Here is a 21,898-nt window from a genome sequence, read left to right as displayed (position 1 = left end):
CATGGCGGAGTATAAATGGCCTGAACCGGAAAAACGCAGTCTCATCGGCAAACGCCACAACCGCCTCGACGGGCCGGACAAAGTCACGGGCCGAGCGAAATACACCTACGATGTGAATCGTCCGGGGATGCTCTACGGGAAGATCCTCCGGTGTCCCTATGCGCATGCCCGAATCGTCAGCATTGATACCAGCGCCGCCGAGAAGATGCCGGGCGTCAAGGCCGTGAAGATCATTCAGGAACCCGGCAAGGAGATTCTCTGGGCGGGAGACGAAGTCGTCGCCGTGGCGGCTGTGGACGAACCCACCGCCGAAGATGCTATCCGGGCCATCAAAGTCGTCTATGAAAAGCTGCCACATTTCGTTGTTGATCACGACCTGAAGGCGGCCGGTGATCAAGTTCGGCCCGCCGGGGAAGAAACCAGAGGTAACCCTGATGCGGCCTTCGCCGAGGCCGATGTTGTGACCGAGGGCACCTACGGGATGGCCGTCATCACCCATTGCTGCCTGGAACCTCACGGCTCCATTGCTGAGTGGGAGGGGGAAAATAATCTGCTCGTCCACATCTCGACGCAAAACGTATCGGGGATTGCCGCTCAGATGGCGGCGCCTCTGGAGATACCGGCGGGAAACATCCGCGTGCGCCAGGATCATATCGGTGGAGGATTCGGAAGCAAGTTCGGCCCCGATCGCTGGGGCATCGAGGGTGCCCGTCTGTCGAAATTAGCCGGGGGCAAGCCGGTCAAGATTATGCTCGAACGAGACGCCGAGTTAATGGTCGCGGGCGCGCGTCCGTCGGTTTACGGTCGCGTCAAAGTGGGCGCCAAGCGCGATGGCACAATTCTGGCCTGGGAATCCGAATCCTGGGGAACGGCGGGGCCTACCGCCGGCGCGTCACCGCTGCAGCAGATCCCCTACATCTTCGCCATTCCCAACTTCCGCAAAAAGCACACCCTCATTCTCAACCATATTGGCCCGGCGCGCGCCTGGCGTGCACCGAATCACCCGCAGGCATGTCTTCTTACCATGGCAGCCCTGGATGATCTGGCGGCGGCGCTTCAGATGGATCCGCTGGATCTGTTTCTCAAAAATATCGCGTTGACCGGCCAGCGGGCCGAGATTTATCGTGAGGAGTTGCGCATCGCTGCCGATTTGATCGGCTGGAAGAAGAACTGGCACCCACGCGGAGATAAAACCTCCGGACCGATCAAGCGCGGCCTGGGTCTCTCGATCCACACGTGGGGAGGTCTCGGTCATGCCAGCGAATGCGATCTGACGATCCAGCCGGATGGATCGGTTCGGGTGCAACTTGGCTCGCAGGATCTGGGGACGGGAACCCGCACGGCAATCGGCGTTGTCATCGCGGATACGCTGGGACTGCCCCTGTCGGCCGTCACCGTCGAGATCGGCGATAATCGCTTCCCGGCATCCGGCCCATCCGGAGGAAGTACGACCGTCGGCGGTGTGTGCTCGGCTGCCCGACGGGCCGCCCTCGATGCACTCGACCAAATCTTCGAGAAAGTGGCTCCGGTGCTGGGGGCTGCACCGGCAGATCTCGAAGCGGTGGGAGGAACGATTCGCGTGAAGAATAATCCCTCCCGTTCGCTCCCCTGGCAGCAGGCCTGCGCCCGACTCGGAGGCATGCCCTTGTCGGTGCGCGGTCGGAATCCAGGACCGGGGACGCTGACCTCAGGCGGTGTGGGCGGCGTGATGATGGCCGATGTGTCGGTGGATATCGAGACCGGCATCATCAAGGTCAACAAGATGGTCTGCGTCCAGGATTGTGGCCTCATCATCAATATGAAAGCTGCCGAAAGCCAGTGCTACGGCGCGATGATCCAGGGCATCTGCTACTCGCTTTACGAGGAGAAGATCATGGATCGCATCACCGGACGGATGCTCAATCCCAACATGGAGTTTTACAAGCTGGCCGGCATTGGCGACATCGGTGAACTGGTCGTTCACATGATGACGGGCAAAGGGTACGACGAACGTGGCGTCATCGGTTTGGGAGAGCCGCCGGTGATTTCGCCGGGAGCGGCCCTGTCCAACGCTGTGGCCAATGCCATCGGCGTGCGCGTCCCCTACCTGCCCATGACGCCGGATCGCGTTCTCCAGGCGCTGGAGAAGAAGGGAGGTTAACCATGCGTCCATTCGAGTATGCCCATCCGACAACGAAGGAACAAGCCGTCGCCCTGCTGGCGAGCGCCTGGGGCGATACGGAAATTCTCGCCGGTGGAACCGATCTGCTCGCGCTCATGAAGGATGATATCGTGCGGCCGAAGAGAGTGGTTGACATCAAGGGGATCAAGGAGCTGCAAGGGATCAGTTACAGCGCCAGCCGGGGACTGCGCATCGGCGCACTGGTCACGCTCCAGGAATTGCTTGATCACCCTGAAGCCCGCCGGTATCCCGCCTTGGTAGCGGCAGCCGAGGGCGTACGGAGTCCACAGATCCGAAACAGGGGCACCGTCGGCGGAGACCTCTGTCAACGGCCCCGCTGCTGGTATTTTCGCGCTGGCTTCGGACTTTTGGCGCGCGATGAATCCGGCCGTTCGCTGGTGCTCGAGGGAGATAATCGCTATCACGCCATCCTGGGCACCGACGGCCCTGCCTACTTCGTCAATCCCTCCAGCTTAGCCCCGGCGCTCATCGCCTACGGCGCGCGGGTTCGTATCTTCGGCCCGCGCGGGGCGCGAGAAGTTCCCCTGGAGGCGTTTTATCGTGCGCCGCGATCCGAGACCGAACGCGAATACGATCTTCGATCCAACGAGTTGGTCACCGAGGTCCTCATCCCGCCGCCGACCAATCTGGTGAGTGCCACCTATGAGGTGCGTCAACGGGAGGCTCTCGACTGGCCGCTGGCAACGGCCTCGGTTGCTCTCCGAATGAGCGGTCAGCGCATTGAGTCGGCGCGCGTCGTTCTGGGGCACGTCGCGCCGGTTCCCTGGCGATCGGCTGAGGCCGAGCGTGTTCTCGTGGGCAAGACGATGAGCGATGCGCTGGCCGATGAAGCCGCGCGGGCAGCGGTCGCTCCGGCTAAGCCTCTGAGCCAAAATGCCTACAAGATTCAACTCGCCCGCGTTGCCGTCAAACGGGCCCTCGTGCAGGCGGCCCGAGGAGGTGCACGATGAGTGATCCACTCTTCGCAACGGTCACGCTGGAGGACCTGTGTCCTCATCTCTGCTGGAAGGACCGCTTCGTCCAACCGGCTCCCGGCGAAGTGACGTTCCCTAGCCGGGATGGTCTCTACTGGTGTATCTTTACCCAGACGGTGATAGGTCCTGACGGGCAAGCGGTTGATCCGGTAAGCTGCTCGTCACGGGAAAGGCCATGCTTTGGAACAGGCAAAATCAGCTAGCCTCCGGCATCCGGCGGGGCCTGTTTCTACGGGCTCCCGACCTTCACGGAGGCTGGAAAGGAGGGAAATCCATGCGGCGAGGTCTCAGGGGAAGCATCGTCACCCTTCTCCTCTTTCTGGGCGGAACTGCTGTCTATGGCCAGCAGATTCGCGGCGATTATGTCGAGACGCGCAGCGCCGACGTGTGGACCGGTCCCTGCTATGCCAATGCGGAAATGGGACTCTCGGGCGATCACGCCATTTTAGCCTGGCACGTCGAGCGCGGACAGTGGGAGGGCATTCCGTTGGACGGACTCACCGTTGTGGGCGTCGTCAAAGCGAGCGCCACGCTCGGTGATCCGACGACGACCCCCTATCCCGCCAAGGCCGTCGTCATCGTGGACGAACGCGCGCGTCCGCAGCAACAGACGGCCCTCGTTCGCTTCGCTCAGGCGATGGCCGGCCCCTTGCTCGGCGACATCCTTCGGGTCGAGACGGCACCCATCACCTTCTTCGTTGATCACGAAGGAGGTCACTACGGCAAAGTCGTCCTTCGGGCAGGATCGCGAGCTGTGGTGGAAACGCGCGCGCTCAGCGACAAGGATCATCTCTGCGGAAACGAAGTGATCTACTATCCTCCGCTCGCTCCAATGTCTCACGCGATGCCCGCCGTCGCAACAGTGGATCGCTATCAGGGACCAGATTTGGGCGTCGTCTGGTTACGCCACGAGAAGCGAAGCGCTTTTGTCGGAAGTTTTGCCCGATAATCGGGGCCGGGCTCGATGCGGGCTCTCTTCTCTGGGGAAAGATGAAGGGACTCAGATAACAGGGGCAGCCGGGTCCCTTCTGGAAAAATCGTGTGGGTGCGTCTGACCACTGCCGCTGCGGCGCGGGTGGATTGCAGATGAGGCGGCACGCGAACCTGGGATTGAACGAGGGATGAAACAAAAAAGATCGGCTTCCCGCAGCTTGCCCGGGCCTTCCTTCCTGTCAGCTCTGTGGAAGAGATGGCCCGGAACGTGCATTCTCCTGCTGGTGCTTCTCGCCCCCGGCTTTCCGGCACAGACCGTCAAGCTGGAACCTCTCGGTCCTCTCACCGATCCGAGCGTGTCGGAATCCGTTCGCGCTGTGCTTGACGAGCGCGGGTACCGCATTCGACTCGCCGACGGGAGCGTCTATTGCGATATCTGGTTTCGCCGGGAGGTGCCCGTACAAGCGAAGGCCGACATTCCCGGAACCTTGTACACGGAATGGGCTGAATCAACCTTGATCGGCGTTATTTCCTTTGCTCAGGCGACGAACGATTTTCGCGGACAGGCCATCAAGTCGGGCATCTACACGCTGCGCTACGCGCTTCATCCGGCCGACGGAAATCACATGGGGATCTCCCCTTACCGTGATTTTCTTCTGCTCGTCCCGGTAGCCGATGACCGGGATGCCTCAGCCAAAATTCCCTTCGAGCAATTGGTGAAGATGAGCGCCCGTGCTGCCGGGACGAACCATCCCGCCTCCCTCAGCCTCACTTCGGCGGAGGGACAGAAGGAGTTTCCCTCGGTGACCGTTGGCGAAGCGGATCGTGTGATTGTTGCCGTCAGGTTGAAAACGACCTCTGGAGCGGATCGTCTCGTTGCCTTGATCGTCAAGGGGATCGCTGAGCAATGAAGGGGAACGAACGAAGCGTCGGTCGTCCGGGGATCGCCATGGGTGCCCTCTGTCTCCTGGTTCTGATCCCTCATTTGCTGGCTCGACCGTTACGTGCTGAGAAGGCTCCCCTGGGTATCCCGTTGGAGGTGTGGGCCTATTTCATCCCGCGGGATAATCCGGTGACGCCGGAGAAAGTGGAGCTGGGTCGGCAGCTCTTCTTCGATCCTCGATTGTCTGCCGACGGAACGATCAGTTGCGCAACGTGCCACGATCCGGCCCGCGCGTTCACCGATGGAAGACCCCGAGCTGTGGGGATCGGCGGGCGGACGGGAAAGCGTCATACGCCCTCGCTCATCAACGCGATGTTTCACGCCGGTCAGTTGTGGGATGGACGGGCTCCTTCGCTCGAAGCGCAGGCGCTGCTTCCGCTCGTTCATCCCGATGAGATGGGGAATGCGTCTGTGGACGATGTCGTCGCTCGACTGCGAGCCGTGCCCGAGTATGTCCGACAATTTCGCGAGGCGTTCGGCTCGACAGTGACGAGCGAGGGAATTGCTCGCGCCATCGCTGCTTATGAGCGAACGCTGATCGCGGGGAATTCGGCATTTGACCGATTCATGGCGGGAGAGACCGACGCTCTGAGCGAGGCGGCCCGTCGTGGATTGGCTCTCTTTCGAGGCAAGGCACGCTGCGCAACCTGTCATCTCGTGAATACAGCCTTTCCTTTTTTCACCGACCAGCTTTATCACAACACCGGAGTGGCAGTGAATGATCCCGCCTTTCTTCCTCTGGTGGAGCGAGTGCGTCGGATGCTGGGGAAACCCCTCTCCCCCGCTGACCTGAAGAGTCTGGAGGGAGAACCCGGCGGATCGTCGCTCGGGCGATTCCTCGTCACCGGTCATCCGCTGGACATCGGGGCGTTCAAAACTCCTTCCTTACGAAACGTCGAACTGACGGCTCCCTACTTTCATGACGGCAGCGCCGCCACTCTCGAGGAGGTGATTCGGTTCTACATGCAAGGTGGGCGGGATAATCCTTACCGTGATTGGGATCTTCATCCGATCAGCCTCACCGAGAACGAACAACGCGACCTCATCGAGTTTTTGAAATCCCTCACCAGCCCGGAACTTCGTCAACCAACGCCCACGCCGAGCGAAATGGGCCGATCTCAAAGATAACTCAGTGACACCGGGCAATTCCCGTATCGGTTCTTCTACCCCTTGCGGACCGGGCAGGAGCGGATTGGGGACTGATCCCGTGACCGGGTATCCGCCTGAGGGCTTTTCAAAAGGCGATTGGTATTGCCCTCAGAGTGAGGGCCGGGATGATTTGAGTGCGGCGACGACTCCGGCGACCGAGTCCGCCTGAGCGAAGAGGCGAATGGCGGCGATTCCGGATGCCCCACGGGCTATGACCTCGGGCGCCCTGTCGAGCGTGATCCCTCCAATGGCCAGGACGGGAATGGTGATTCGGCGGGCAATCTCTTCAAATGCCGCGAGTCCAAGCGGGGGACCGAAATCCTGCTTTGACGGCGTGGAGAAAACCGGTCCGAGGACGATGAAGTCGGCTCCTTCGTTCTCGGCTCGCTCTGCCTCTTCCAGCGAGTGAGTGGAGACGCCGATGAGAAAATCCCGACCGACGAGCCTCCGCACAACGGCTGTGGGCAGGGATCGCGTCGTCAGGTGCACGCCATCGGCTCCGCAGGCGAGCGCAACGTCCACGCGATCATTCACCAGCACGCGCGTCGGGGACGACGCCAACCGCTGGCGCACCGCCTGAACAAGGTCAGCGAGGGCGCGGGCTGACAGGTCTTTCTCTCGAATCTGAATGAGATCAACGCCCGCTTCGCCCGCCTGCTCGAGGAGTGCGAGCAGGTCCTGATTCTTACACGCCTTCCGGTCGGTGATCAGGTAAATCCAGGGGACTGTCGGTCGCTTGGTCATCGGTGACGGCTCGGGAGGATGCCGAAGGCCGTTCGGCGGATCGGGAGGGCTTGGTTTTTCCTTGCTCGATCAAGCGGACAAGGTCTCGATAGCGAAACGCCTCGATCAGTCCGAGAATGATGTTGAGCACGCCGAGAGCACTCACACAGGCCCGCAGCCAGACGCTGTTCATTGTCACCAGAAGCTGCGGCGATCCCGTTCGCTGAACGAGATAGGCGAGAAAGAGATTGTCGTTCCAGTAGGGCGTCCAGGGAGAGATGATCAGCACAGCTCCAAGTTCGAAGTAGACGAGGATATAGAGAATCACTGTGATTCGCGCCGACATGTTACCTCGTGTCGGATGGTCCTTCTGCATCCGGTCTGTCCATGTTCAAAAGCAGGCTACCATATAGAGTGAAGGGTCGTCAAACACGTGCGCGGATCCTTCCGGGAGGATAACGACCCCCTGCGCATGGAGAAAGTCGCCGGAACTCCTGGAATGTACGTCACGCGAGGACATTCCGTAAAGTTCTCGATGCCAGTCGAGCGGCGCGGTGAAATTTCTCCTCCTGCGCGCAAGTCCCGGCTTCGACCCTGCCTCCGCAAAGGTGACACACGATGTATCGAACTCCTCCTAAAGTAGCCTCCCGTGGCAGTCTCCGGTCGTTATCATGCTGGCGACCGAAGGGGCGCGGGGGACGAAGGAAGCGGCTCTTTCTCGGCTTTTTCGCTGAGAATTTCCTTGAGGGCGCCGACGCTGGCCATGACGCTGGAAGTCTCCACCGGCATGAAGATGACCTTACTGTTCGGGCTGGCGGCCATTTCTTTCAGCGAGTCCACGTACCGCAGCGTGATGAGGTAGTGGGCCGGATCGCCGAGATGACCGAGCGCTTCGGTGATCCGCCGGATCGCTTCCGCCTCCGCTTCTGCGGCTCGCAATCGGGCCTGGGCCGCGCCTTCAGCACGCAGGATCGCCGCCTCCTTTTCTCCTTCCGCCTTGGTGATGGCTGCCATCTTTTCGCCCTCGGCGCGAGCGATGGCCGCTTGTTTCTCTCCCTCCGCCTGAAGCACAAGCGCCCGCCGGTTTCGTTCCGCCGTCATCTGCTTCTCCATGGTAACACGGATGTCTTCGGGCGGGTTGATGTTCTTCACCTCAATGCGCGTGATTTTCACTCCCCACTTGGTCGTGGCTTCGTCCAGGATCACGCGCAGCTTCGAATTGATGATCTCCCGTGAGCTGAGGGTATGGTCGAGATCCATCTCTCCCATGACATTGCGCATCGCCGTGATTGTGAGCTGGATGATGCTGCCGGTGAGATCCGCCACTTCATAGACGGCCTTGATTGGATCGGTGATCTGAAAATAGACGATGGAGTCAACATTGACCGTCACGTTATCACGGGTGATCACCGGCTGGAGAGGGAGATCAATGAACTGCTCGCGCAGATCAATCGTCGTCAGGCCCGGCTTCATCCTCGTCCAGTAAACCCCTCGCGGTTTGTCAATGAGGGGGACGATCACGTTCAACCCACTCGTCGCCAGACCATGAAACTTTCCGAGCCGCTCGATCACCATCACCGTCGCTTGAGGAACGATCCGGATCGCTCGAAGAGCAATGATGAAAACCAGGAAGATGAAGATCGCCAGCACAAACGTGTCAAGTCCCGGAAGAATGTCCATAAGCTGTTTCTCCTTTCCCCCAGAAATGGTCAGGATGAGAGGTGACGGTTCGATGTTTCCTGCCGCCAGGGCAGCTCGCGGGAGACCCTTCGCACATAGAGCGTGGCTCCCTCGACCCGCTCCACCTCCACCTGCTCTCCGACATCCAAGGGCAGTTCCCCGGCCGCCGGATAAGCCGTCCAGATCGCCCCGAAGACTTTCACCGCGGCTTCGTTCAGTGCGCCGCGACTGGGCTCGACGACGACTCCGATCTGCCCCGGAAGGGCTTCGACCCCCGTCCGAAGGTTCTTGCCGGGAGCCCGTCGCATGAAGAATCTCTCGAAGATGGTCCGCGAGGCAATCGTCAGTGACGAGGAAACGACCAAAAAGGCCATCATCTGCGCGCCAATCCCCAGATGAAGGACCGCCATCAGACCGGCGACAAGGGAACCAATGCCGAACCAGACGAGAACAAATCCCGACGTGAAAAGCTCGGCCACGATGAAAAGCGCCCCGGCGATGAACCAGAGGTAGGGAGCCCAGTTCATAGACCGTTCCTTCCCTCCATAAAAGGCGGGCATATTCTAGCACACCGGCTCCGGTTGTTGTCTATCCTGATCTCAGATACAATAGCGCGTCACCATGAGTGACCGCCTGACAGCACGGGATATTCAGGCCCACTACGACCAGCTCGCCCTCTTCTACTGGCTTCTCTGGGGCGAACATATTCATCACGGCTACTGGGAGGATGGGGAGTCCGAATCGCAGGCTCAGGTGAAACTTATCGAGAGACTCGCTGCGCTGGCCCGGATTCCTGATGGGGCCCGCGTCCTCGATGTCGGCTGCGGCTTTGGGGGAGCCGCCTTGTGGCTCGCCGAAAATTATCACTGTCAGGTCACGGGCATCACGCTCAGCCCGATTCAGGCCTGGTGGGCTCGTCATCGCGCACGACGGAAAAACCTCCATCGCCAGGTGACTATCCACCGGGGCGATGTGCAAAAGCAGACATGGCCCGACGCGTCCTTCGATGTCATCTGGATCATCGAGTGCAGCGAACACCTGGAAGACAAGCGCCGGTTCTTCCAGAGCTGTAGCCGCTGGTTGGCTCCTGGGGGAATTTTGGCCTTGTGCGCTTGGATGAAAGGGGAAAATCTCACGGCTGAGGATGAGCGAAACTTCATCGAGCCGGTTTGTCGAGGGTTCCTCTGCCCCTCACTCGCCACAATGTCGGAGTATGGCGAGTGGCTTGGCGAAGCGGGAATCGAGATCCTCGTCACCGAAAACGCAACCGACCGCATCGTCAAAACCTGGGAGATCTGTCGGCGGCGGACAGAACATCCCCTGGTTCGATGGCTTCTTCCGTGGGCCAGCCCTTCCATCCGTCGGTTCGTTGAATCATTTGCCACGATCCAATCGGCATTTCTCCACGGTACCTTGGTCTACGGAATGATGGCCGGGCAGAAACGCCCCCGGAGGTAGACGATGACCGATCACGAGCTTCGGAGAAAACAAAAGGACTACCTGTTTCCCTGCGTCAGTCTCTACTACGAGGAGCCTCTGATCCTCGAACGGGGCGAGGGGATGTACGTGTGGGATGATCAGGGGAATCGCTACCTCGATTGCTTCGGTGGCGTGTTGACCGTGAGTGTCGGACATGCTCACCCGACCGTCGTCGCCGCCGTCCAGGATCAGGTGGCAAAAATCTCCCATACCTCGACATTGTACATCAACCGTCCCCAGGCGGACCTCGCCGAAAAGCTCGCCCAGCTTACTCCCGGACGGTTGCAAAAAAGTTTCTTCACCAACAGCGGCACCGAGGCCGACGAGACAGCCCTGGTTCTCGCCCGCCTCTACACCGGACGGCAGGAGATCATCGCCCTCCGTCATGGCTACAGCGGGCGGTCGGCACTGACGATGAGCGTCGCGGGTCAATCGCCCTGGCGGGTGGGTACACCGTACATTGCCGGTGTCGTGCACGCGCTGGCTCCCTATTGCTACCGATGTCCCCTCAAACTCACCTATCCCTCCTGCGACATCGCCTGCGCACGAGATGTCGAAGAGTTGATTCAAACGACGACCTCGGGAAAGATCGCTGCTCTGATCGCCGAGCCCATCATGGGAGTTGGCGGATTCATCGTCCCGCCGAAAGAATACTTCAAGGTCGTCGTGGACATCATCCGCCGATATGGGGGGATTTTTATCTGCGATGAAGTGCAGACGGGATGGGGCCGAACGGGCGATAAGATGTTTGGCATCGAGCATTGGGACGTGCAGCCTGACATCATGACCTTCGCCAAAGGACTGGCCAACGGCGCTCCCATCGGAGTCACTATTGCCACGCCGGAGATCGCAGATGCCTATCCCACGCTCACCTTTTCAACCTTCGGTGGAAATCCCGTCTCGTGTCGGGCGGCATTGGCCACCATTGAAGTGATCGAGCGGGAGGATCTTCCCCGTAATGCCCGTATCGTTGGCGACTACCTGCGCGAGCAACTGGAGGCTTTGCGGGAGGCCTACCCCCAGGTCATCGGGGATGTGCGCGGGATGGGACTCATGCAGGCTATCGAGCTGGTCAAAGATCCTAAGACAAAGGAGCCCAATCCCGAGGCCCTGCGCCGTGTTTTTGAGGAAACGAAAAAACGAGGCGTCCTCATTGGCCGGGGCGGTCTGTATGGAAACGTCATTCGGATCGGCCCCCCTTTGACGGCCACGCGAGATCACATTGATGAGCTGGTTGCGGCTCTAACCGCCGCCTTCCATATCGTCGCTGAGGGAAGCTGACCGGGCGGGGCAGTTGAGCGAAGCATCAGGCCGGCACGTGGACGGTCTGACGCAAAATTTTCTCGATCCCCTACGATTTTATGAAGAGGATCCTCGCCGATGAAAAAGAAAAAAGGGTGAGCCGCTTTCAGGTCGCTTGGCTCACCCCACCCAAACTAAGGAGGTATTCGTGGTGGTACGTGGTCGCCTGCTTGGATTCCCTGCCCGGTTGGTTGGTTGCCTGAGCGGAAAAATTTTTTCAAAAAGCGTAGGGCCAGCTTCGCCGAGTCGAAAGCCCCGCTAACTTTTTTCCGCCGCCCCTGCTCCGTGAAGAATCCAGATGGAATGCCAAGAATCCCGCTCGTCCGCAACCGCAGGTGCGATTGGTCCTAGGCGAAGGCCCTCGATCAAGAGCTGCTCACTCTTCGATTTTCTCTTTGCCCAGTTGCGTCAGCTCACCGAGGCTGGCGATGCGACCCGTATCTTCACCCAAGACGAATGTCGGCTCGCTTCCTTTGCGGGCCGCTCGTGCCGAGAGGCCGATGCGCTTTTGCGCGGGATCGAGTTTGAGGATGCGAAACTCCAGCTCATCCCCGATATTGACGGCCTCTTCGGGCTTGGCGATATGCTCGTCGGCAAGCTCCGAGATGTGACAGAGTCCTTCCACACCGTTGCCCAGATCAATGAAGGCACCAAAGGTGGCGAACCGCACCACCCGGCCTTTGACGATGTCACCGGTGCGATGCTGTTCAAAAAACTCCTGCCACGGATCCGGTTCCAGCTCCTTCATCGAGAGGCTGAGCCGTCGGGCGTTCAGATCAATCTCTTTGACGATTGCTTCAACTTCTTGACCCTTCTTCACGATTTCCGACGGGTGCTTGACGCGCCGTCGGGAGAGGTCCGTGATGTGAACCAATCCCTGAATCCCTCTTTCGACCTCGACGAAAACTCCGAAATCAACCAATCCTCGGACGCGGCCCCGAACCCGGGCGCCTTCCGAATGGGTTTCAGCAAAAAGCTTCCAGGGGTCGGGTTCCAGTTGCCGCAGGCTCAAACTGAGTCGCCGGTTGGGCGTATCCACCTGCAGCACTTCGACCACCACCTCCTGGCCGACTTTGACATACTTGGAGGGGTGCTTAGGGCGTTTGTCCCAGGTCATCTCAGAGATGTGGATGAGACCCTCAATTCCATCCTCGATTTCCACAAAGGCGCCGTAGTTGGTCAGGCGCGTCACCTTGCCCGCGACTCGCGATCCGGGCGGGAATCGCTCGGCCACCGTATCCCAGGGATCCGGCATGAGCTGTTTGTAGCCTAAATTGATGCGCCCCGATTCCCGGTCCAGCTTGAGGATCTTGACCTGGACGACTTCTCCCACCGTGAAAACGTCCTTCGGGTGGCTGATTTTCTTCCAGGAGATGTCGGTGATGTGGAGCAGTCCGTCCACCCCGCCGAGATCCACAAACGCCCCATAATCGGCGAAGCTTTTGATCTTCCCTTCGACGATGTAACCTTCTTCGAGTTCGGAGAGGATCTCCGCTTTGCGACGATTCTGTTCCTCCTCGAGAATCGCGCGGCGGGACAGCACCACATTCCTCTGGCGCTTGTTGATCTTGATGACCTTGGCTTCAATATTCTTACCAAGCCAGGATTCAAAGTTGCGCACCTGACGAAGGTCAACCTGACTGGCCGGCAAGAAGGCGTCCAATCCACCGAGGTTGACCCTCAGACCGCCCTTGATGCGTTCGGTGATTCGACCCTTGACCGGAGTCCCCGTCTTCGCCGCTTCCTCTACCATCTCCCAGGCGACTTTGCGGAGAGCTTCCACGTAGGAGAGCTTGACGTAGCCATCGGGACTTTCGACCTGTTTGACCAGGACGGGGATCTCATCGCCCACGCCGATTTCCTGAACGGCTTGCTTTAGCTCCTCAGCGGGGACCGTTCCTTCGGTCTTGTACCCGATGTCAATGACCGCGATGTCCTCGTTGATGGTGATCACCTTGCCGGTGAGAAGCTGACCGACAGTCAGCGTCACCTGCTCTTCATAGGCTCCCAGAAGGGCCCCGAAGGTCTCGGCTGAAGCGGGAGAGTCAGATTCCGTGGGAGCAGGAGAGGAAACAAGCGTCTGCGCATCTCCTGCGGCGTGCTCCATATTATTGACATCCATTCCCGAAATCCCTCGTTCGTTCAATTTTTCGCGTTTAAGGTGGATTGTCTCAGGTTTTCTCACTCAAACCCACCTTATTGCAGGCGCCAAATGTACAACCTCGGTTTCTCGATTGTCAAGCAACGGTGAAACCGCTCACCTTTTATCACAATGAGGCCTCGAAGAGGGGAACCGTCCCCACGTCCCTGAAGTTTTTTCGATCGTCCTCCGAACTGAGAAGGGAAGCCCTCGCCCCCTCGCTCGATTCGGCGTTAAACCTCATCTCGTGAAAGCTCCCGGCTCACATCCTCAAAGCGAGCCGACTGGGCTCCCGCTCCCTTCATTTCCTCCAACGCCCGCTGCGAATCGCCCGACTGAAGGTCCACGCCCCGGATGCCATCCTCCAAAACGGTGACGCCGAAACCGGCGCGTCGTGCATCGAGGACCGTAAAGCGTACACAATAATCCGTGGCTAATCCTCCGACATAAAGATGGTCAATCCCACGCCGTTTCAACTCATCGAGGAAATCCATCCCCTCGGCCGTCTTGCCTTGAAAAGCAGAGTAGCTGTCTTCCTCAGGGTCCATTCCCTTGGAGATGATCACTGCATCTGATGGAATATGAAGTTCCGGATGAAACTCAGCGCCCACCGTTCCCTGAACGCAATGCGGCGGCCACACCCCTCCTCCGGACCGGAAATGGCGCGTTTCTGGCGGATGCCAGTCACGCGTGAAGTAGATCGGGAGGTGCCGTTGCCGGAAAAGAGAGATGTAGCGATTGAGGACTGGAATCACTTCATCCCCTTGCGGGACCGCGAGGGATCCTCCCGGTAAGAAATCGTTCTGTACATCAACAATGACCAGTGCCGCTTTTGTCGCCATGACCTTTTCCCCTCCTCGTCGGCACCGGGGTGTCGTTTCCGACCGACACGCCCGGCGGAACATCGCACGCCGGAATTTGTATTTTAGCGTATCGGCGAGGTCACCAGGAACCGCGTTCAAAATTCAAGAGATGGAAAGGGCTCTCCTCCAACACAATGGTCTTGACCCGCGCCGTCCATGAGAAATAGAATTGGCCGCCGTCGAGTAGAGCCGTTCAACTCGCATAGGTGGACGTGGAGAAAAAGATTCGACTCGCCGCCCTCTGTCGCTTCATGAGCGGCCATCCGAGTGAAAGCTCGGAGAGAAGCGATTATGGCCGAGGACGTAAAAGCAATCGGGATTCAGGAGGTGGGGGATATGAAAAATACCAGTCGATGTAGAAGCATCACTGGACTCGTAGCCTGTCTCATCCTCGGGGTGACGAGTTCTCGGTTGCCGGACCAGCAGGCGCAACAGCAACCGGTCCTCGTTCTCACCCACGCCAACATCATTGATGGGGAGTCCCGCGAGCCAATTCGTGACGCGACGATCATCATTCGTCAGGGGCGAATCGAACAAATCGCGACCCGGACCGTCGAGATCCCTCCCTCGGCGACAATCATTGATCTCAAGGGACGATGGGTGCTACCCGGTTTCATTGATGCTCATGTGCATATCGGGACGATGGCGGCAGCGCGAACAGCTCTGCGGTCGGGAGTGACGACGGCGCGATCGCTTGGAGTGAGCCATTTTGTGGATGTCGGATTGCGTGAGCTTCATCGAGCCGGCGTCGCAGATCTTCCCGACATTATTGCTTCCGGATACCATGTTCGACCCCGACCGGCAGATGAGTTCTTCCTTGACCTCCCCACTCTGAATGACCTGATGTCGGGCGTCACCGGACCAGTGAACGTGCGCCGTATGGTTCGCGCGTTGATTGAGCGGGGAGCGGACACCATCAAGATCATGGCCACAGAACGAGCGGGATTGCCGGAGACGGATCCGAGAAAGCGCGTCTATTCAGAAGAAGAACTCGTTGCTGCTGTGGAAGAGGCGCGGCGACTCGGTCGGACTGTCGCGGCACATGCTCATGGCGATGAGGGGGCGCGGGCGGCTGTTCGCGCCGGCGTGCGAACAATCGAACATGGAACCTATCTCAGCACAGAAACGCTGGCTCTGATGAAGGAGCGAGGAACCTGCCTCGTTCCGACAATCGCAACGGTCGTTGACCTGACCGATCCCGGGGGCGATTATGACAATCCCCTGCTGGCCATTCGCGGACGGGCTATGCTGCCTCGCGTGCGCGAGACGACGGCGCGTGCCTGGAAAATGGGAGTGAGAGTCATCGCCGGGACCGACACCGGCTACGGTCCTGCCTCCATTCGACGGATGCCTCATGAGGTGATTGAACTCGTTGCTATCGGAATGCCGCCCCTTGAAGCCATACGAGCGGCAACATCGGTTGCCGCCGCCTGTCTGGGAATAGACCAGCGCACCGGAACCATCCGACCTGGACTCGAAGCCGATCTCGTCGTCGTTGATGCCGATCCGCTGGCTGATATTACAGCTCTTCAAGATATTCTCGTGGTGATTAATGATGGAGTGCTCGTTCTCAACCGCCTCGCGGGGTAATGTTGCGGCCGATGCGGACGAGACTCATTGGATGAGCCGATGACGATCACTCGTGCCATCGAACTGATCCGGCAGTCATCCCGGACGGCAGCTCTGACCGGAGCGGGCGTGAGTACCGATGCCGGTATTCCCGACTTCCGGAGCCCGACGGGATTATGGAGTGATCCCCAGGCGATGGCGCGTCTGAGCGCCTGGGGATTTCGGTTGTTCCCCAAAAAGTTCTACGAAACAGCCCTCACGCTTCTTCCCTCATTGCTAGCGGCCCGTCCGACGGAGACGCATCGGCTTCTCGTTCGCCTGGAACAGGCGGGGAAACTCCGGTGGATCATCACGCAAAACATTGACGGGCTTCACCAGGCGGCCGGTTCCACTTCCGTCATTGAGCTTCATGGAACCTATCGGCAGTGCCGGTGCACGCGTTGCGGGCAGAGCATCGGTCTGGCTGAGGTGCTGGCTCGGGGAAACCCGAAAGATCTTCCGCCACGGTGTGGCTGTGGCGGCATCCTCAAACCCGACCTCGTGCTGTTTGGCGATCCGCTCCCAGGAGAGGTCTTGGCTCGCGCTCTCGAGGTCGTCGCACAATGTGATCTTTTAATGGTTCTGGGCTCGTCGTTGGTTGTCTATCCAGCAGCGGAACTTCCCCGCCGGGCGCGAGAGGCAGGTGCCAAAATTATCATCGTCAACCGCGAGCCCACACCTTACGATGACATCGCCGACGTGGTCCTTCACATCGAGCTTAGCGAATTTTGCACAGCCCTCGCCGCCCAGTGGGACCTCATCACAGGGGAATGACGTCACTTGCTGTACCGGTAGGTGATCCGTCCGCGTGTTAAATCGTAGGGTGACAGCTCTACTTGAACTCGGTCTCCCGGCAGGACTCGAATGTAGTTCTTCCTCATTTTGCCCGAGAGATGGGCCAAAACTTCGTGACCATTGCCATCGAGCTTCACCCGGAATGTCGCATTGGGGAGCGCCTCGATGACGGTCGCGTCAACAGGAATCATGTCTTCTTTGCTAATAAGATCTCACCTCCTTTCGATGTATGATTGTCTTCCTCTACTAGGGTCGCATCTCCCTCGAAGATCGCCGACCGGTCCTCCTCGATCGTGACTATCGGCGTCTGTCCCAGGGGGACAAGCGCAAACTTGGCGGCTGCCTGATTGGCCAATCGTTCTCCAACCTCCGCCCGTAAGTACTCGATGAATCGCTGCACTTCCTTCTGTAAGGCATCCATCTTCCGCCGCATGTTGAGAATCACTTCCACACCCGCGAGATTGACGCCCAGATCTCGGGTCAACGTCAGGATCAGCTCCAGGGAGCGAAGGTCGGCTTCCGAATAGTAGCGGGTATTCCCTTTGGAGCGGGACGGCTTGAGCAAGCCATGGCGTTCGTAGAGCCGAAGAGTTTGAGGGTGAATCCCATAGGCTTCGGCCACGGCGCTAATGGTGTATCCTTTTTCTTTTCGCTTTTTGCTCACGCCCCGCATTGTTTGGCACCTCCCATCTCGAAAGGCCGTCCTTATGCTAATATGTGAGTCTCTTTTTGTCAAGTTTAGTCGGAGCAATGCTTCATTATTTATCGGAGAGCTTCCATTGGTTTGGGCTTCGAGGGATGAAAATTTTCGTCCTCATATTGACAAAATGGGACTCATATTTTATTCTACAGATCGGCTTAAGTAGATCAGCGTGTAGAGGTGCCGAGCGATGGTCAAAGTTCAGAGCATTCATCCGGTCGAGGATCTCGCAAGCGTACGGCTTGTGAGGACTGATCAGTGGTTCGCCGGCGTGTCACAGCGCCGGGTGCAGTCGGATACTGCAGGATTTTCCCCTCCTGCCAATATCTTCATTGGGGACGAGGAGATGGCCGTTATGGTTGACCTTCCCGGAGTTGACCGGGAATCCCTTCAGGTTAAGGTTGAAGGGAGGAAGTTAACCATTGACGGCCGCCGTCTGGTGGGGCCATGGCAGAAGGCGCGCTTGCGTCACATTGAATGGCCGTATGGGGATTTTTCTCGGACCTTTCTGCTTCCCGAAGATGTTGATCCCACCCGGATCAGCGCGGAGCTGAACGATGGCATTTTGCTTTTGCGGGTGCCCAAGCGACGCCGTCGTATTCCGGTTCGGACTGGGGAGGGGAATCATGTATAATGGCTCAGGGTGGCCTGCAAGGCGCGGGGATATAACCGAGTCGGAGGACGAAAGTAGGAGGAGTGAGTTATGGCTGACACGAGAGAACAGCTCGTCGAGGAGGCTATTGCGAAAATGGACAGCCGCTATTTAATCTGCACGCTCGTTTCCAAGCGAGCGAAGCAGTTGGTGCGGCACCAGGATGCTCCGGGAGTTTCCTGGGCGATAAATCAAGCCTTCAAGGAACTCATTCACGACAGAATTCCCTATGAGAGGCCCGCGAGTGAGAAGCCGGTGAGCCGGAAGTCGCGTTCGACGCGAGGGGCGACGTGAGGCTTCCGGTCAGGGCCTTGGAGATCAACCTCAGTGAGGAGGAACCACGATGGCGAAGGCAATTGGCATTGATCTAGGAACGACAAACTCCGTGGTGGCGATCATGGAGGGAGGAAAACCGACCGTGATCGTCAACAGCGAGGGGGGGCGGACGACGCCATCGGTCGTCGCCTTCACCAAGACGGGCGAGCGGTTGGTCGGGCAACTCGCCAAGCGTCAGGCGATCTTGAACCCGGAGAACACCCTCTATTCGGTGAAACGGTTCATCGGGCGACGCTACACCGAGGTCACCAGCGAGATTCGGAACGTCCCCTACAAGGTCGTTCCCGGGCCGAACGATGCTGTTCGGTTTGAGGTGATGGGCAAGCTCTACGCCCCCGAGGAGATTTCCGCCATGGTCTTGCGGAAACTGGCCGATGAGGCGTCGCGCTACCTCGGCGAGAAGGTCACCGATGCCGTCATCACCGTGCCGGCCTATTTCAATGATGCCCAGCGCTCAGCCACGCGCGATGCGGGCAAGATCGCTGGTCTGAATGTGCTGCGAATCATCAACGAACCGACGGCCGCGGCATTGGCCTATGGACTGGACAAGAAGAAGAACGAGACGATCCTCGTCTTCGATCTGGGAGGCGGAACCTTCGATGTCTCCATCCTGGAGGTGGGAGATGGGGTGTTCGAGGTGAAGGCCACCAGCGGCGATACGCATCTTGGCGGGGACGATTTTGACAAGCGGATCGTTGACTGGATGGCCGAAGAATTTTTGCGCGAGCACGGCATTGATCTGCGCAAGGATCGCCAGGCGCTGCAGCGGCTGACCGAAGCGGCGGAGAAAGCGAAGATCGAGCTGTCGTCGGTGATGGAGACGACCATCAGTCTTCCCTTCATCACGGCCGATGCGTACGGACCGAAGCACCTGGAGATGAAGCTGACGCGCTCGAAATTCGAACAGCTCACGGCCGATCTCGTCGAGCGATGCGTGGGACCGGTCAAGCAAGCCCTGGCCGATGCGAAATTGTCCGAGAATCAGATTGACGAGGTGATCCTCGTCGGAGGAGCGACCCGCATGCCCGCCGTCCAGCAACTCGTCCGTCGGCTGCTGGGCAAGGAGCCGAATCAATCGGTCAATCCCGATGAGGTGGTCGCTGTTGGCGCAGCGATTCAGGCGGGCGTCCTGGCCGGAGAGGTGAAGGAAGTCTTGCTGCTCGACGTGACGCCGCTCAGTCTCGGCGTTGAGACCCTCGGTGGTGTGATGACCCGCATCATCGAGCGGAACACGACGATTCCCGTCCGTCGCACGGAGATCTTCACCACTGCTGAGGACAATCAAACGGCCGTGGACATCCACGTTCTTCAGGGAGAGCGCGAGATGGCTCGGGACAATCGCACGCTCGGTCGGTTCCGGCTGGAGGGAATCGCTCCGGCTCCTCGCGGCATCCCTCAGATCGAGGTGACTTTCGACATTGATGCCAACGGAATTCTCAATGTGACCGCGCGGGATAAAGCGACGGGTCGGGAGCAAAAGATCACCATCACCGGCTCGACCCAGCTCTCCAAGGAAGAGATCGAGCGCATGATCCGGGACGCTCAGATGTATGCCGAAGAGGACAAGAGGAAGCGCGAGCTGGTCGAGGCGCGCAATCAAGCCGACAGTCTGGCCTATCAGGTCGAGCGGACTTTGCGCGACCTGGGCGACAAGGTTCCGGTTCACGAACGCGCTCGCGCCGAAGATCTCATCAGCCAGATTCGTCAGGCCATCAAAGAGGAGGCGGGAATTGAGCGAATTCGTCAACTGACGTCCGACCTCCAGCAGGTCGCTCATGCGATTGCAGCGGCTGCCTATAGTCAAGCGACATCGGCAGGTGCGGGAGCTTCGGGATCGTCCGGTTCCAGCACATCGTCCGATGATGTCATTGATGCCGAATTTAAGCCGAGCAACTGAAATTTCAACAAGAGAGGAGGGAAAATCACGAATGCCACGACGAAAGAAAAATCAGGTTGAGGAACCGGAAGTCGCACCGGTCGAACCGGCGCCGCTCGAGGATTACACGGAAGCGCTCGAACCCTACGACGACGCCGACTACTACGGCGAGGAAGCCGTCGAGGAGTACGTCGAGGAGGAGCCTCAGGCCGTTGCTCAGGAAGTGGCTGCGGAGTCCGCCTACCTTCCTGAAGAGGGGTATGAGGAAGAGGAGGAAGAGGCTGCCTACCGCTACGAGACGCGGCAGGAGGTGTTAGCCCGTCTCATGCGGCGGTTGTTGGCGGCTCGCGAGCGGGTCCGGGAGGCGCTCGAACGGGTCCGCGATTTGAACTGTCAGGCGCGGGATGCCGGACCTCGTGTCCCGGAGAAGTTGCGGGAACAGTACCAGCGGGCGGTGGCGGAGCTGAGTGCCGCTCGCCGGGAGGAGAATCTGGCTCGTTCGGAGTTGATCCAGATGCTGAGCTGGCGAGGATAATGAAGGGCCAGATCCTCTCCCTGTGCGTGGAGGGGCGTTGTTGACAAGTTGACTTTCTCAACCACGGTGTGCTGGGTGATCGAAGGCGATGGCCGTCACCTACAAAGACTACTATCAAATCCTCGGCGTGCCACGGACAGCCAGCCAGGAAGAGATCAAAGCGGCTTACCGTCGGCTCGCGCGGAAGTACCATCCGGACGTTAACCCCGGTGACAAGGCGGCGGAGGAGAAGTTCAAGGAGATCAACGAAGCCTACGAGGTCCTCGGCGATCCGAAAAAGCGGGAGCTTTATGATCGCCTCGGCCCCAACTGGAAAGCGGGCAGCGAGTTCACGCCTCCGCCGGGGTGGGAGCGGATTCGCCTCGATTTTGGCGATTTCGATTTCTTCACCGGTATGCCCGGCGGCTTCAGCGATTTCTTTGAGACGCTCTTTGGTGGGTTGCGAGGTCGCCCGGCAGGACGCCACGCGGGGCCGTCAACAACAACGCGCTGGGGAAGTCGCGCTGCTGACGTGGAGATGGAGATTGAACTCTCGCTCGAAGAAGCTCATCGGGGAACGACGCGACGCTTAACGCTCCCGACGGGAAAGTCGCTGGAAGTGAAGATTCCGGCGGGCGTCCGCGATGGTTCTGTCATCCGGCTTGCCGGCCAGGGCGGACAGGCCGGAGGTATGGCGGGCGATCTTTATCTCCGGGTGAAACTCCAGCCGCATCCCATCTTCAAAGTCTCCGGCGATGATCTGTACACGGAGGTGCCGGTGACGCCCTGGGAGGCTGTCCTGGGAGCGAAAATTCTCGTGCCGACGCTCGATGGAATGGCGGAGGTAAGTCTGCCTCCGGGAGCGCAAACGGGGCAAAAGCTCCGGCTGCGCGGTCAGGGTCTGACGCGTCGTCGGGGAGGCCGGGGGGACCAATACGTCGAAGTGAAGATCGTCGTCCCGCCGCGTCCAACGGCCGCCGAACGGAAACTCTTCGAGCAGTTGGCTCGGGAATCGAAGTTCAATCCGCGATCAAATGGGGTGAAGTAAC

General features: G+C 59.3%; 22 protein-coding genes. 14 read left to right on the top strand and 8 right to left on the bottom strand.

What is annotated here, in order from left to right:
- Position 1 precedes the first annotated feature (1 nt).
- From VNM72_01860 to VNM72_01840, 5 genes are all read left to right on the top strand, one after another.
- Positions 2-2,140 carry a xanthine dehydrogenase family protein molybdopterin-binding subunit gene (locus VNM72_01860; GenBank protein ID HXF04144.1) on the top strand — a complete coding sequence of 713 codons (2,139 nt, stop codon included), beginning with the start codon at positions 2-4 and terminating at the stop codon, positions 2,138-2,140.
- A 2-nt stretch (positions 2,141-2,142) separates the two neighbouring features.
- Positions 2,143-3,132: a xanthine dehydrogenase family protein subunit M gene (locus VNM72_01855; GenBank protein HXF04143.1), complete on the top strand. Its 990-nt coding sequence runs from the start codon at positions 2,143-2,145 to the stop codon at positions 3,130-3,132.
- Between the two features lie 298 nt (positions 3,133-3,430).
- Positions 3,431-4,105 carry a DUF1326 domain-containing protein gene (locus VNM72_01850; protein ID HXF04142.1) on the top strand — a complete coding sequence of 225 codons (675 nt, stop codon included), beginning with the start codon at positions 3,431-3,433 and terminating at the stop codon, positions 4,103-4,105.
- Between the two features lie 172 nt (positions 4,106-4,277).
- Entirely contained in the window at positions 4,278-5,000 is a 723-nt protein-coding gene (locus VNM72_01845) for a hypothetical protein (protein ID HXF04141.1), read from the top strand.
- A complete protein-coding gene (locus VNM72_01840) occupies positions 4,997-6,160 on the top strand; it encodes a cytochrome c peroxidase (protein ID HXF04140.1) in 1,164 nt (387 codons plus the stop codon). Before VNM72_01845 ends, VNM72_01840 begins: the two co-directional genes overlap by 4 nt.
- Before the next feature lie 129 nt (positions 6,161-6,289).
- Here the strand turns inward: VNM72_01840 and thiE are convergent, their stop codons facing one another.
- From thiE to VNM72_01820, 4 genes are all read right to left on the bottom strand, one after another.
- Positions 6,290-6,925, bottom strand: coding sequence for a thiamine phosphate synthase (gene thiE, locus VNM72_01835; protein ID HXF04139.1), 636 nt, complete (start codon positions 6,923-6,925; stop codon positions 6,290-6,292).
- Positions 6,867-7,250: a hypothetical protein gene (locus VNM72_01830; protein ID HXF04138.1), complete on the bottom strand. Its 384-nt coding sequence runs from the start codon at positions 7,248-7,250 to the stop codon at positions 6,867-6,869. The genes thiE and VNM72_01830 overlap by 59 nt, the downstream gene beginning before the upstream one ends.
- A 323-nt stretch (positions 7,251-7,573) precedes the next feature.
- The gene (locus tag VNM72_01825) at positions 7,574-8,584 is read right to left on the bottom strand and encodes an SPFH domain-containing protein (protein HXF04137.1); all 1,011 of its coding nucleotides are present in this window, start codon (positions 8,582-8,584) and stop codon (positions 7,574-7,576) included.
- A gap of 29 nt (positions 8,585-8,613) precedes the next feature.
- Complete coding sequence (locus VNM72_01820) at positions 8,614-9,111, bottom strand: NfeD family protein (GenBank protein HXF04136.1); 498 nt, start codon at positions 9,109-9,111, stop codon at positions 8,614-8,616.
- Between the two features lie 94 nt (positions 9,112-9,205).
- On the opposite strand from VNM72_01820, the gene VNM72_01815 reads away from it, so the two are divergent.
- Both VNM72_01815 and VNM72_01810 read left to right on the top strand, forming a co-directional pair.
- Entirely contained in the window at positions 9,206-10,042 is an 837-nt protein-coding gene (locus tag VNM72_01815; GenBank protein ID HXF04135.1) for a methyltransferase domain-containing protein, read from the top strand.
- A 3-nt stretch (positions 10,043-10,045) separates the two neighbouring features.
- The gene (locus VNM72_01810; GenBank protein ID HXF04134.1) at positions 10,046-11,344 is read left to right on the top strand and encodes an aspartate aminotransferase family protein; all 1,299 of its coding nucleotides are present in this window, start codon (positions 10,046-10,048) and stop codon (positions 11,342-11,344) included.
- Between the two features lie 397 nt (positions 11,345-11,741).
- Here the strand turns inward: VNM72_01810 and VNM72_01805 are convergent, their stop codons facing one another.
- A complete protein-coding gene (locus VNM72_01805) occupies positions 11,742-13,550 on the bottom strand; it encodes a 30S ribosomal protein S1 (protein HXF04133.1) in 1,809 nt (602 codons plus the stop codon).
- A 188-nt stretch (positions 13,551-13,738) separates the two neighbouring features.
- Positions 13,739-14,347, bottom strand: coding sequence for a bifunctional nicotinamidase/pyrazinamidase (gene pncA, locus VNM72_01800; GenBank protein HXF04132.1), 609 nt, complete (start codon positions 14,345-14,347; stop codon positions 13,739-13,741).
- Positions 14,348-14,704: 357 nt separating this feature from the next.
- Between pncA and VNM72_01795 the strand changes: the two genes are divergently transcribed.
- On the top strand, positions 14,705-15,958 hold the full coding sequence (locus tag VNM72_01795; protein ID HXF04131.1) for an amidohydrolase family protein: 1,254 nt from the start codon (positions 14,705-14,707) through the stop codon (positions 15,956-15,958).
- A 39-nt stretch (positions 15,959-15,997) separates the two neighbouring features.
- On the top strand, positions 15,998-16,750 hold the full coding sequence (locus tag VNM72_01790) for a Sir2 family NAD-dependent protein deacetylase (protein HXF04130.1): 753 nt from the start codon (positions 15,998-16,000) through the stop codon (positions 16,748-16,750).
- A 2-nt stretch (positions 16,751-16,752) separates the two neighbouring features.
- On the opposite strand, the gene infA is transcribed toward VNM72_01790, so the two are convergent.
- Both infA and VNM72_01780 read right to left on the bottom strand, forming a co-directional pair.
- A complete protein-coding gene (infA, locus tag VNM72_01785; GenBank protein HXF04129.1) occupies positions 16,753-16,962 on the bottom strand; it encodes a translation initiation factor IF-1 in 210 nt (69 codons plus the stop codon).
- A complete protein-coding gene (locus tag VNM72_01780; GenBank protein ID HXF04128.1) occupies positions 16,959-17,444 on the bottom strand; it encodes a helix-turn-helix transcriptional regulator in 486 nt (161 codons plus the stop codon). Before VNM72_01780 ends, infA begins: the two co-directional genes overlap by 4 nt.
- Positions 17,445-17,661: 217 nt before the next feature.
- Here VNM72_01780 and VNM72_01775 point away from each other — a divergent pair, with 217 nt between their 5' ends.
- From VNM72_01775 to VNM72_01755, 5 genes are all read left to right on the top strand, one after another.
- Positions 17,662-18,105 (top strand): Hsp20/alpha crystallin family protein, encoded by a 444-nt coding sequence (locus VNM72_01775; protein HXF04127.1) that lies wholly within the window; start codon positions 17,662-17,664, stop codon positions 18,103-18,105.
- 69 nt (positions 18,106-18,174) lie between these two features.
- Complete coding sequence (locus VNM72_01770) at positions 18,175-18,417, top strand: DNA-directed RNA polymerase subunit omega (GenBank protein ID HXF04126.1); 243 nt, start codon at positions 18,175-18,177, stop codon at positions 18,415-18,417.
- A 49-nt stretch (positions 18,418-18,466) separates the two neighbouring features.
- The gene (dnaK, locus tag VNM72_01765; protein HXF04125.1) at positions 18,467-20,356 is read left to right on the top strand and encodes a molecular chaperone DnaK; all 1,890 of its coding nucleotides are present in this window, start codon (positions 18,467-18,469) and stop codon (positions 20,354-20,356) included.
- Positions 20,357-20,387: 31 nt separating this feature from the next.
- On the top strand, positions 20,388-20,870 hold the full coding sequence (locus VNM72_01760) for a hypothetical protein (protein ID HXF04124.1): 483 nt from the start codon (positions 20,388-20,390) through the stop codon (positions 20,868-20,870).
- 88 nt (positions 20,871-20,958) lie between these two features.
- Positions 20,959-21,897, top strand: coding sequence for a J domain-containing protein (locus tag VNM72_01755; GenBank protein HXF04123.1), 939 nt, complete (start codon positions 20,959-20,961; stop codon positions 21,895-21,897).
- Position 21,898: the final 1 nt, after the last annotated feature.

This window comes from Blastocatellia bacterium (assembly GCA_035573895.1).
In the GTDB taxonomy this organism is placed as follows: Bacteria; Acidobacteriota; Blastocatellia; order HR10; family HR10; genus DATLZR01.
This window is presented reverse-complemented; position numbering and strand designations above follow the sequence as displayed.